This window comes from Methylomonas paludis (assembly GCF_018734325.1).
Lineage (GTDB): Bacteria > Pseudomonadota > Gammaproteobacteria > Methylococcales > Methylomonadaceae > Methylomonas > Methylomonas paludis.
In genome coordinates this window covers 82,855-95,079 of record NZ_CP073754.1, presented here as the reverse complement: position 1 = coordinate 95,079, position 12,225 = coordinate 82,855, and the positions used below count along the sequence as shown (strand labels likewise).

Sequence of the window (12,225 nt, the reverse complement as noted above, 5' to 3'; positions counted from 1 at the left end):
AGCATTCGGCCGCAAAAAAACCTACAATATTACAACGTGTTGTCTATAGTATGCGATTACTTTTAGTAAAAACTGTTTTTATCGCCATTTTGGCCTGGATGCTGCAAGGCTGTGAAACGCTTAATTTCTTCTCCAGCAAGGAGACGCCGGCCAACAAAGAAGATGAATACGCAGGCTGGGACGAGAAAAAATTTCTCGACAAAGCCAATGAATCACTGGAAGGCAAAAGCTACCAAAAAGCTGTGACTTTGTATGAAGCCCTGGAAGCACGTTATCCGTTTGGGGATTTTGCGCCACAAGCCCAATTGAATGTGGCTTACGCCTATTATAAAAATGATGATCCGGAAGCGGCGATTGCAGCTGCAGACCGCTTCATTAAAACTCATCCGCGCAACGCCAGTGTAGATTATGCTTATTATCTAAAAGGCTTGGTTAATTATAATCGCGGTATCGGTTTTATTGATCGTTTTTTACCCACCGACTCTTCTCAACGTGATCCTGGCAGCGCCCGTGACTCTTATGATAACTTTCAGGAGCTGTTGCGCCGCTTTCCCAACACAAGATATGCTGAAGATGCCCGATTGCGTATGATTGCCTTACGCAACAATTTGGCCATGTATGAAATACATGTGGCTGACTTTTACATGCGCCGCCATGCTTACGAGGCCGCGGTTAACCGCGGCAATTACGTTATCAAGGAATATCAGCGGACGCCGGCGGTACCGATAGCCTTACAAATCATGAAAGAGGGTTATCTAAAGATGGGCCTGAATGAGCTGGCTGCCGATGTTGATCGAGTTTTTAAACTGAATTACCCCAATGGCACTGCCATAGCCGATTATAAGGATGACAGCGCCATCCAGAAGCTTTGGGATACTTTAGGGCTGGATACCCATTGATCCTGACACTGGCTAGGGACAGTATGCGTTTAAACCCGGATGCACTAGAGCTTTTAGTTAACTCATGAAGCTTTGTTTGCTGGCAAGCCTGTTATTGGTCTGCCCCTTCCTTCATGCCGAACCTAAACCGGAAGCCCTGTTCCAGAGCCGGTTTTTCAGTTTGTCCCAGAATACTGACTTGCTCTGCGCCACCAGCCAGCAGCAGTTTATGCCCCAAGCGGAACTGGTAAGGGTTATCGAGTTTTATGAGACCCATCATCCCGGTTTGCATAAACAGGCGGTGGCGGTATTAACCGATCATAACAGCCCGGAACATCTGGCTGACCTGAAAGAGTTTGGTGAAGACTGCCAGGGCAAGCCAGACAATGAATTATGTGTGCTGGAAAAATACTGGGACGACCGGGAAGCGGCCCTGCGGGCGCTGGCGCTGTTTTATGACACCAAGACCGTCATCAAGCACAGCGACGATTATCAGCTGCCGCGTTTTAAAGCCGATCATTTACGTATTTTTGAAAAAGCCATACGCAAAATCCCGGCCTTTTTACGGCAAAAAATCAGCAAGGCCAAGCCTAATGACAATCTGGCGGCAGAAATTGCCGATAAGCCGACCGCGATGCAGGAGCTGATTATTGATGCTTTTCCGGAAGATTATAAAACCAGTATCTGGGAAGATCATACTCATCCGTTGACGCTGGTGCCGGGCTATGGTTTTCGTTATCAAACCGTGGCCCAGGTATATAGCGGCCAGAATTTGATTATTTTTACCATTAAGGCGTTTGACAAGGGCAAGGAAGGCAAAACTTACCGGGATATTAATCTGGAATATCTGGTGGATTTTCGTTTACCGATTGTGGTACATGAAATTGCCCATACCATAGACAATTTCCATTTCTGGAACGGTTCCGACGATTTGTATTTTTTTTACCGGTACCGAAAAATTTCCAATGATGCCGAGATTGGTAAAATCATTGCCGATGCCAAGCTGGCGCTGTGGCCGTCGAAATGGTTTGAGGCTTTTGAATATCTCGGCGAAGTGCATGATGGCCGTTATGACGGCATCACCCAGGAAAAACTGGCAGAACTGCTGGCGCAGTATATTTTGATACCGGAACGGCTGCTGGTGAGCTCTCCGGCAGCTTATCAGTGGTTGCGGGACGAGGTATTTCGCGGTATCGAATATCAGGGCTATGACCGTTGCGCCACACCATTGTCAAGACGGCTGAGCTGGTGGCAGGACGCCACGGCTAAAATGCTGGGGCGTTGAATGCTGATATTTGCCCTGGTTTAGTTTTAAAATACCGGTGTATGTGATCGCACTGAAACTGTGTGTAGTCACGGTGAAGGCCGACATCCTCGATTCCGCTTTGCTGCATCGAGGCTACGTTTACCAAGCATAGTTTATCGACTGTTAACGCTTAATTTGTTTATGAAAAAACCGCAAACATTATCTCTGCAAGATCAATTACTGAAAGCCGGTCTGGCTAATGAAACCAAAGCCAAGCAGGTTAAGGCCGACAAGCGTAAACAGGGCAAGCTGCAGCGTAATCAGGGCGTGGAAGTGGTGGATGAGATCAAACTGGATTTGGAACAGGCCCGTGTTCAGCAGGCGGAACGTGACCGGGAACTGAATCAATTACGTAAACAAGCCGAGGAACACAAGGCTTTGTTGGCGCAAATCAAGCAAATGGTGGAGCAAAACAGTCTGGCACAAGACGCTAATGGCGTGGCTTACCAGTTTACTGACGGCAGCAAGGTGAAAAGTGTTTATGTGCCGGAAAAAACCCGCACCGGTTTGATTGAGGGCCGAGCCGGGATTATCAAGCTGGAGAATGCTTATCATATTGTACCCAGGGAGACTGCCGAGAAAATTGCGGAGCGGGATGCGGGGAGTGTGCTGGTGTTGAATGCGGCTAGTGTGGAGAACGGCCTGGATGATCCTTATGCGGAGTTTCAGGTGCCGGATGATTTGATCTGGTAAGTGGCGTTTTTGGAAGCTTTTTAATTTAGAAACGCTATCGCGAGGCCAATTTAATGTCGGTATCCGCACCGACAAGCGGGATACAGGGGGAAGATCGGCCTGCGGCAGCTTGGTGCGCTTTGCGCGGTTTTTTGAAATTATTTGTGGGTACGCATGCGTACCCACAAAACCTGGATTAATCTCTCAGCAACTCGTTGATGCCGGTTTTGCTGCGGGTTTTCTCGTCTACCTGTTTGATGATGACTGCACAGTACAGGCTGTGGCTGCCGTCTTTGGATGGCAGGTTGCCAGAGACCACGACTGAGCCAGTTGGGATGCGGCCATAGCTGACTTCACCGGTCAGTCGGTTGAAGATTTTGGTGCTTTGGCCGATATAGACACCCATAGAGACTACGCAATTATCTTCGACGATGACGCCTTCGACGATTTCCGAACGGGCGCCGATAAAGCAGTTGTCGCCGATGATGGTGGGGTTGGCTTGTAAAGGCTCCAGTACGCCGCCGATACCAACACCGCCGGATAAATGCACGTTTTTGCCGATTTGGGCGCAGGAACCTACGGTTACCCAGGTATCGACCATAGTGCCGCTATCCACGTAAGCACCGATATTGACATAAGACGGCATCAGAATTGCGCCGGGGGCGATATAGGAACCATAACGGGCGACGGCATTGGGCACTACCCGTACGCCGGCTTTGGCGAAATCGGCTTCGCTGTAACGGCCAAATTTGGTTTCCACTTTGTCGTAGTAACGCACATCGCCGCTTTCGATGACGCGGTTTTCGTTGATGCGGAAGGACAGCAATACGGCTTTTTTCAGCCATTGGTGAGTCACCCAGTCACCGTTGATTTTTTCGGCAACGCGGGCTTCGCCTTTATCCAGCAGATTTAAGGCCGTGCTGACCGCATCGCGGACTTCGGCGGTGACGGTGGCCGGGCTGATTTCGGCGCGAATTTCGAACGCCTGATTAATGATGTTTTCCAGATTAGACATTTAATTATTGGGTTAATGAGTTAATAAAAAGTTTGATGCGCTGGGCCGCCGTTACACATTCATCCAGTGACGCCACCAAGGCAATACGCACATGGCCGCCCCCCGGATTGACGCCGCCACTGTCACGCGACAAATAGCTGCCGGGCAATACAGTAATATTTTGCTGGGCAAACAATTGCCGGGCAAATTCGGTATCGTCGGCTAACCCGTATATTTTACCATTAGCCTGACCTGAGGTTGGCAACCAGAGATAAAATCCGGCCGGCGGCAGACTAATCTGGCAGACATCCTGCAGAACATTGATGACGGCAGTAAATTTTTCCCGATATAAAACCCGGTTATGGCGCACATGCTGTTCATCCTGCCAGGCGGCTATGCTGGCGTACTGGGTAGGCACTGGCATGGCGCAGCCGTGGTAGGTACGGTATTTAAGGAATTGTTGCAGCACCTGGGCATCGCCGGCGACAAAACCAGAACGCAGTCCTGGCGCGTTAGAGCGCTTGGATAGGCTGTGGAACACCACGCAGCGGCGAAAATCTCGATTACCGACCTGCCAAGCCGATTGCAGCAGACCAACCGGCGGCTGGGCCTCGTCGTAATAGAGTTCGGTATAACATTCGTCGGAAGCGATGATGAAATCGTATTGTTCCGCCAGGGCCAGCAGTTTTTGATGATCGGCCTGATTCAAGACCAACCCGGTAGGATTGCCGGGCGAACAGATAAACAGCACTTGGCAGCGTTGCCAGACTTCTGCAGGCACGCTGTCAAAAGCGGCCTGATAGGCGTTGGCGGGATCACTGTTTAGATAATAAGGTTCAGCGCCGGCCAGCAGTGCCGCGCCTTCATAAATCTGGTAAAACGGGTTGGGCATCACCACCAGCGGTTTAGCGGCAGAGTTGATGACGGCCTGAACAAAGGCAAACAGGGCTTCGCGGGTGCCATTGACGGGCAGGATGTGCTGTTCGGCATCAATATTAGCTGTCGGGATATTAAAGCGCTGCGCCAGCCAAGCGGCGATGGCGACGCGCAGTTCCGGCAGGCCTTTGGTGCTTGGATAAACGCTTAAACCCTGCAAATGTTTAACCAGGGCATCCTGGATGAATGGCGGGGTGGGATGCTTGGGCTCGCCTATCGACAGAGAGATATGCGGCAGCGCGGCTGGCGGGGTAACACCCTGCTTCAGCGCGGCCAGTTTCTCGAACGGATAGGGATGGAGTTGCGCTAGGTAAGGATTCATGGGCTTGAGCAAAAATATACGGCGCTACGCGGGCAGCAAAAGGGTGGCATTTTAGCTTATGTGGGGGATTGGGGGTAGATCGAGTAAGTAACGTTATTGAACAGCCTTGGGCTTGCTTTCCAGACAGACCGCGAAACGCTTTAGTAATTATCATTTTCGCCGTATGATTAGCGGCAAACCTATGTCAGCATAGAAGTGATCATTCAGTTGGCGGGGAAAGATATATAACATTTGGCATTTCTTCCCAAGGACGTTTGCTTAGGCTATCACATACCGATAGAGGTAATGCAATTCGAATCATATCGGCACGTCCAGCAACAAATGTTGAGAGGCAAATTTATGAAGACGTTTAAATCAGAAATGGCAGACGAGCTTCGACCAGATATATAAGCAGTCAGATTTTAATGGGATCATACACGGCAAGTATTCAGCACTAATCAAGGCGGAAACCAATGTGGTACTTCTTGATCCCGATATTGCAGAGGCTTTTCCTAATGATGAAGCGGTAAACAAAGCACTCCGGTATTTGCTGGAAGTGGCAAAAACGTCAACTAGCCTCACCCAGCGTTCCAGCGAACTACTCTAAGGCTCCCGGCTTTACGTTAGGAGAAACACACGGCGACCACTTCGCTCTTGGCCTATTTAGTTACACATAACTCTTTGTAGCGAAAACAACTTCCTCTCGTATTCAACAATGAATTTAGGCCAATTTTTCTGCCAGTAAATTTTTCAAGTATTTTTTTATAGATAATAGTTTTCCATAAATACTGCGGTTTTCACTGAAGGAATTTTTTCAACAGAATCGACCAATTGCTATCACCAAGGTATCGGATTTGGAGGACAACTATAGAGCTCCGAGTCTTTCAGCTTATGCTTGAATGTGAGACCTGACCCTGATCTCTCTTATTGTTTGCTTAAAGCCTTGTCATTATTCAGCGTTGCATAGACGAGTGAGGCGTTAGTTGTTAAGTGATTTGACTTAAGAACTTCGAAACATGGTGTCGCGATTTTTGGTCAATCTGCTTCGATATCCTCGATTTCACTGCGTTGCATCGAGGCTACGGGGTCTTGTTTTCAATGCGGGACGTTGCATCCATTAAGTATGTCGGCATCAATGACACTGTTTCAGCATGCTGCCAAATCTATTTGCTCGGCGGCCTTTTTAGTTTACTAATGTTCCGATAATACTATCGCAAGTAGGCTTTGCATAGCCCAAGCCAAACACCCCGGCTTCATGATAAAGTTTTGGTTTGCCAGACACTTATTTTCAGGAAGCACTATGACTATTATCCGCCAGGAGGATTTCATCACTAGTATTAGTGATGCCCTGCAGTTTATTTCTTATTATCACCCGCTGGATTTTATCCGGGCCTTGACGGCGGCGTATGAGAAGGAGGAAAGCCCGGCGGCCAAGGATGCCATGGCGCAGATTCTGATTAATTCGCGGATGTGCGCGGAGGGTAAGCGACCGATTTGTCAGGATACCGGAATTGTGACGGTGTTTTTGCGGGTGGGTATGGATGTGCGCTGGGATGCGGAGTTGGATGTGACGGCTATGGTGAATGCCGGGGTGCGGCAGGCGTATCTGGATCCGGATAATGTGTTGCGAGCTTCCATTTTGAGTGATCCTGCCGGCAAGCGGATTAATACCAAGGACAATACTCCGGCGGTGATACATATGGAACTGGTGGCTGGTGACAAGGTGGAGGTTGAGGTGGCGGCCAAGGGCGGTGGCTCGGAAGCCAAGGCCAAGTTTGTGATGCTTAATCCGGCAGACAGTATTGTGGACTGGGTGATGAAAACGGTGCCGACCATGGGAGCCGGCTGGTGTCCGCCGGGTATTCTGGGCATAGGTATAGGCGGGACAGCGGAAAAAGCCATGATTTTGGCCAAACAGGCTTGTATGCAGGACATTGATATTCAGGATTTGCTGGCGCGGGGGCCGGAAAATGCGCTGGAAGCCTTGCGCCTGGAGCTTTATGAAAAGGTGAATGCGCTGGGGATAGGCGCACAAGGTTTGGGTGGCCTGACCACGGTGCTGGATGTGAAAATTTTGGATTATCCTACCCATGCCGCCAATTTGCCGGTGGCGTTGATCCCTAATTGTGCAGCAACCCGGCATACCCATTTTGTGCTGGATGGTTCCGGCCCGGCGTTGTTTACGCCGCCTAGCCTGAGCGACTGGCCGCAGATTACCCAGCAGACCGGTTCGGCCAAACGGGTGAATTTGGATACGTTGAGCAAGGCGGATGTGGCGGACTGGCAGCCGGGGGAAACGCTGTTGTTGAGTGGTACGCTGTTGACGGGCCGGGATGCCGCGCACAAGCGGATTGTGGATTTACTGGCCAGCGGTGCAGGTTTGCCTGAGGGTGTGGATTTTAACAACCGGTTTATTTACTACGTGGGGCCGGTGGATGCGGTGCGTGACGAGGTGGTGGGGCCGGCCGGCCCCACCACGGCAACACGGATGGATGGTTTTACCGAAACGGTGTTGGCGCAAACCGGTTTACTGGGCATGATAGGCAAGGCGGAACGCGGCCCGCTGGCGATTGCCGCTATTAAAAAGCATCAGGCGGTATATTTGATTGCGGTGGGCGGTGCGGCGTTTTTGGTGTCCAAAGCTATTCGCAAATCGAGGATTGTGGCTTTTCCGGATTTGGGCATGGAGGCGATTCATGAGTTTGTGGTGGAGGATATGCCGGTTACCGTAGCGGTGGATAGCCGTGGGGTGTCGATACACGAGACGGCGCCCAAGCTTTGGCAAAGCCGGATCGGCAAGATTCCGGTGGTGGTTGAGTAAGCGGTGCCACTTAAATAATATGACACGCGGCTTTGCCAGCGTGTCATTCCCTAAGCCTTTGCCAAGCCGCTTCTGCCAGTTTTGGCAAAACCGGCCTGGCAAACCCTGTCAGGATGGGGTCTTGAGTTGCAGCTACCTTTATTTTGCACAAATAAGTCAATTAATTTCATATAGTTATCTCAATACAAAATAATTATTTCCTTTTCGATAATTCTGGCATGCTAAATGCTTTTATGTAGTCATTACAAACGGATGACAAAACACAGGATGTGTTTATCCGACCCAACATAACTATAAAAACTTTTTGACCAGGAATTATTTATGAAACGCCCTTTATCTGTGATGATGCTTGGATTGCGCGGTTTACCTAATGTACAAGGTGGCATTGAGGCCCATGTGCAAAATTTGGCCACTTATTTGCAAGACTTGGACTGCCGGGTAGATGTGATTGTGCGCGCTCCGTATCAACCAGTTGAGCATCGTAAAGTATGGAACGGTATCCGTATCCACAGTTTGTGGTCGCCTGTGTCTAAATCTTTGGAAGCCATTACTCACACGGCGGTTGGCGTTTTGTATGCGGCCATTAAACGCCCTGACATTTTGCATATTCATGCGGTTGGCCCTTCTTTGATGGTGCCTTTGGCGCGTTTATTGGGTTTGAAAGTGGTGGTGACTCACCACGGTCAGGATTATGATCGCCAAAAATGGGGCAAAATGGCTAAGTTCATGCTGAAAACCGGTGAGTATTTTGGCATGAAAATGTCTAATGGCCGGATTGTGATTTCTGAAGTATTACAAAATCTGGTCAGAAATGAGTACGGCAAACGCTCAACTTTGATTCCTAATGGGGTGGTGATGCCGGCTTTGACCGAGAGCGCGGCTACTTTGGAAAAATTTGGTTTGACTGCCGGTAAATATATTTTGACTGTGAGCCGTTTGGTTCCGGAAAAACGTCATCTGGATTTGATTGAGGCGTTTAAACAAGGCCGTTTGCCGGGCTGGAAATTGGTGATTGTGGGTGGTTCTGATCATCCTGATGCTTATACTGATGCGGTGCATGCTGCGGCTGCCAGCCACGAAGATGTGGTGATGACCGGTTTTCAAAGCGGTTTGGCTTTAAAAGAGTTGTTTACTCATGCCGGTATGTTTGTGTTGCCTTCTTCTCATGAAGGTTTGCCGATTGCGATGTTGGAAGCTTTATCTTTTGGTTTGCCAGTGATTGCCAGCGACATTCCGGCCAATTTGGAAGTGGGTATTGCGGCAAATCATTATTTTAAAATGGGTGATGTCAATGCGTTGACCGCTCGTTTGGAACAGTTTGCTGCGACAACTCAGGATTCTGCGGCTAAAACCGAATTACGGGCCTGGGTTGATAACAAATATAACTGGGAAGATATTGCTGAAAAAACCTTGGGTGTGTATTTGAAAGTGGCCGGCAATAATAATCTGGCTCGCCAATATGCTCTGCCAAGATTTGAATTGAAAAATAATTTTGAATTGATGGTTTAAATCTAGCGGGCGATGTAGCCAGATAGATAACATTCTCTCCCTCAGTATTACGCCGGCCCGGCTTTGTTGGGCCGGCGTTTTTTTTGCTTGGCCAAAAGTTATCGGCTTAAGTGCTAAGACAAGAGGTAAGCAGACAATTCCAGCCGCAAAACCCCTCAATTTGTGTTAGTAAAATAACAGTCCTTACAAAAAATGTTGTTTATACGACTAAGTGTTTGTGGAAAAATTTCAATATTTTTAATTTAAAAACAATCAGTTAAACCAATAAAAAATATTGGCACGGCCATTGCTCTATCTTGTGTGCTATCAACAAACGCACGTTCAAGAGGAGAAAAATCATGGCATTACGTCAATGTGCTATATACGGTAAAGGTGGTATTGGTAAATCTACCACTACCCAAAACCTGGTTGCTGCTTTGGCAGAAATGGGTAAAAAAGTAATGATTGTCGGCTGCGACCCTAAAGCCGATTCCACTCGTTTGATCTTACATGCTAAAGCACAAAACTCTATCATGCAAATGGCGGCAGACGCCGGCAGCGTGGAAGATTTGGAACTGGAAGATGTATTGAAAGTTGGATACGGCGATGTGAAATGCGTTGAATCCGGCGGTCCAGAGCCAGGAGTTGGTTGCGCAGGCCGTGGTGTTATCACCGCTATCAACTTCCTGGAAGAGGAAGGCGCTTACACCGATGACCTGGACTTCGTGTTTTATGATGTATTGGGTGACGTTGTATGCGGTGGTTTCGCGATGCCTATCCGCGAAAACAAAGCTCAAGAAATTTACATCGTTTGCTCAGGCGAAATGATGGCTATGTACGCTGCTAACAATATTGCCAAAGGTATCGTGAAATACGCTAACTCTGGCAGTGTGCGTCTGGCCGGCTTGATCTGCAATTCACGTCAAACTGCTCGTGAAGATGAACTGATCATGGAATTGGCTGCGAAAATGGGTACTCAAATGATCCATTTCGTACCACGTGATAACGTTGTACAACGCGCTGAAATTCGTCGTATGACCGTCATCGAGTATGAACCAAACGCTAAACAGGCCGATGAATATCGTGCCCTGGCTCAAAAAATCTTCGCCAATAAAAATCTGGTCATTCCTACTCCAATCACTATGGATGAACTGGAAGACCTGTTGATGGAATTTGGTCTGATGGAAGAAGAAGATGAAAGCGTTATCGGTAAATCTGCTGTAGCAGAGTAATCGTTAAAACAAGATTGTGAGTATGGTGGATACCGTTTAGGCATTCACCATGCCCACCAACTTATTTCCTAAATCTGGTTTGTTGGGAGATTACCCACGACCACAGGAGGATGACATCATGGCAGCCATGACCAGAGAAGAGACTGAAGCGCTTATTCAAGAAGTGCTTGAGATCTATCCCGAAAAAGCTCAGAAAGATCGCGCCAAACATTTGGCGGTTAATGATCAAAGCCTGGAAAAGGCGAATAAATGTATTACCTCGAATCGCAAATCGCTACCAGGTGTCATGACCATCCGTGGTTGCGCTTATGCTGGTTCTAAAGGTGTGGTATGGGGTCCTATCAAGGATATGATCCATATTTCACACGGCCCGGTAGGCTGCGGTCAATATTCCCGCGCCGGTCGCCGTAACTATTATGTGGGTACCACTGGTGTAAATACCTTTGGCACCATGAACTTTACTTCTGATTTTACCGAGAAAGACATTGTATTTGGCGGCGATAAAAAACTGGCCAAATTGATCGATGAAATTGAAGTGCTGTTCCCATTGAATAAAGGTATTTCGATTCAATCCGAGTGCCCGATCGGTCTGATCGGCGACGATATTGAAGCGGTAGCCAAAATTAAAAACAAAGAACACGGTAAAACCATAGTACCGGTACGTTGCGAAGGTTTTCGCGGTGTGTCCCAGTCTTTGGGCCATCACATTGCCAACGATGCTATTCGCGACTGGGTACTGGACAAACGTGACGGCGATGACAGCTTTCCAACCACACCTTACGATGTGGCAGTGATTGGTGACTATAACATCGGTGGTGATGCCTGGGCTTCCCGGACTTTGCTGGAAGAGATGGGCTTACGAGTAGTGGCGCAATGGTCCGGCGACGGTACGATTGCTGAAATTGAAAACACACCTAAAGTTAAACTGAATCTGATCCATTGCTATCGCTCGATGAACTACATCGCCCGGCACATGGAAGAAAAGTACAGCATTCCCTGGATCGAGTACAACTTTTTCGGCCCAACCAAAATCGCTGAGTCTTTGCGCCGGATTGCCGCACACTTTGACGATACCATCAAAGAAGGCGCAGAACGGGTTATCAAACGCTACGAAGCTGAATACAACGCGGTTATTGCCAAATACAAACCACGCCTGGAAGGCAAACGCGTGATGCTGTATATCGGCGGTTTGCGTCCACGTCATGTGATCGGCGCTTATGAAGACTTGGGCATGGAAGTGGTTGGTACCGGCTATGAGTTCGGTCACAACGACGATTATGATCGTACTATCAAAGAAATGGGTAATGCTACCCTGCTTTATGATGATGTGACCGGTTATGAGTTTGAAGAATTTGTGAAACGGGTTCAGCCTGATTTGGTGGGTTCCGGTGTTAAGGAAAAATATATTTTCCAAAAAATGGGCGTACCTTTCCGGCAAATGCACTCTTGGGATTATTCCGGCCCTTATCACGGTTATGACGGCTTTGCCATCTTTGCCCGCGATATGGATATGACGATTAATAACCCTTGCTGGAAAAATATCAAAGCGCCTTGGAAAACCGAGGTTGCTGACGAACCCGTTAAGGCAGTGGCATAA

At 48.5% G+C, this 12,225-nt stretch carries 9 protein-coding genes and 1 pseudogene; 8 read left to right on the top strand and 2 right to left on the bottom strand.

The genetic code is table 11. The features are described from left to right. The first annotated feature begins 50 nt into the window (after positions 1-50). The 3 genes from KEF85_RS00425 to KEF85_RS00415 all read left to right on the top strand — a co-directional run bounded on the left by KEF85_RS00425 (position 51) and on the right by KEF85_RS00415 (position 2,877). Positions 51-899, top strand: coding sequence for an outer membrane protein assembly factor BamD (locus KEF85_RS00425; protein WP_215582537.1), 849 nt, complete (start codon positions 51-53; stop codon positions 897-899). Between the two features lie 64 nt (positions 900-963). Then, entirely contained in the window at positions 964-2,163 is a 1,200-nt protein-coding gene (locus KEF85_RS00420; protein ID WP_246535000.1) for a hypothetical protein, read from the top strand. 162 nt (positions 2,164-2,325) lie between these two features. Further along, complete coding sequence (locus tag KEF85_RS00415; protein WP_215582536.1) at positions 2,326-2,877, top strand: DUF2058 domain-containing protein; 552 nt, start codon at positions 2,326-2,328, stop codon at positions 2,875-2,877. A 175-nt stretch (positions 2,878-3,052) separates the two neighbouring features. Here the strand turns inward: KEF85_RS00415 and dapD are convergent, their stop codons facing one another. Together dapD and dapC are read right to left on the bottom strand one after the other, a co-directional pair. Beyond that, positions 3,053-3,871, bottom strand: a complete 819-nt coding sequence (dapD, locus tag KEF85_RS00410; RefSeq protein WP_215582534.1) for a 2,3,4,5-tetrahydropyridine-2,6-dicarboxylate N-succinyltransferase — start codon at positions 3,869-3,871, stop codon at positions 3,053-3,055. A gap of 4 nt (positions 3,872-3,875) precedes the next feature. After that, complete coding sequence (gene dapC / locus KEF85_RS00405; protein ID WP_215582532.1) at positions 3,876-5,108, bottom strand: succinyldiaminopimelate transaminase; 1,233 nt, start codon at positions 5,106-5,108, stop codon at positions 3,876-3,878. A 206-nt stretch (positions 5,109-5,314) separates the two neighbouring features. Between dapC and KEF85_RS00400 the strand changes: the two are divergent. From KEF85_RS00400 to nifD, 5 genes and pseudogenes are all read left to right on the top strand, one after another. Beyond that, positions 5,315-5,461 (top strand): annotated as a pseudogene (locus tag KEF85_RS00400) (BrnT family toxin); the annotation flags it as partial. A gap of 926 nt (positions 5,462-6,387) precedes the next feature. Next, complete coding sequence (locus KEF85_RS00395; RefSeq protein WP_215582530.1) at positions 6,388-7,908, top strand: fumarate hydratase; 1,521 nt, start codon at positions 6,388-6,390, stop codon at positions 7,906-7,908. Positions 7,909-8,229: 321 nt separating this feature from the next. After that, the gene (locus tag KEF85_RS00390) at positions 8,230-9,417 is read left to right on the top strand and encodes a glycosyltransferase family 4 protein (protein WP_215582529.1); all 1,188 of its coding nucleotides are present in this window, start codon (positions 8,230-8,232) and stop codon (positions 9,415-9,417) included. Between the two features lie 338 nt (positions 9,418-9,755). Next, a complete protein-coding gene (gene nifH / locus KEF85_RS00385; RefSeq protein ID WP_215582527.1) occupies positions 9,756-10,628 on the top strand; it encodes a nitrogenase iron protein in 873 nt (290 codons plus the stop codon). A gap of 118 nt (positions 10,629-10,746) precedes the next feature. Further along, positions 10,747-12,225, top strand: a complete 1,479-nt coding sequence (gene nifD, locus KEF85_RS00380) for a nitrogenase molybdenum-iron protein alpha chain (RefSeq protein ID WP_215582525.1) — start codon at positions 10,747-10,749, stop codon at positions 12,223-12,225.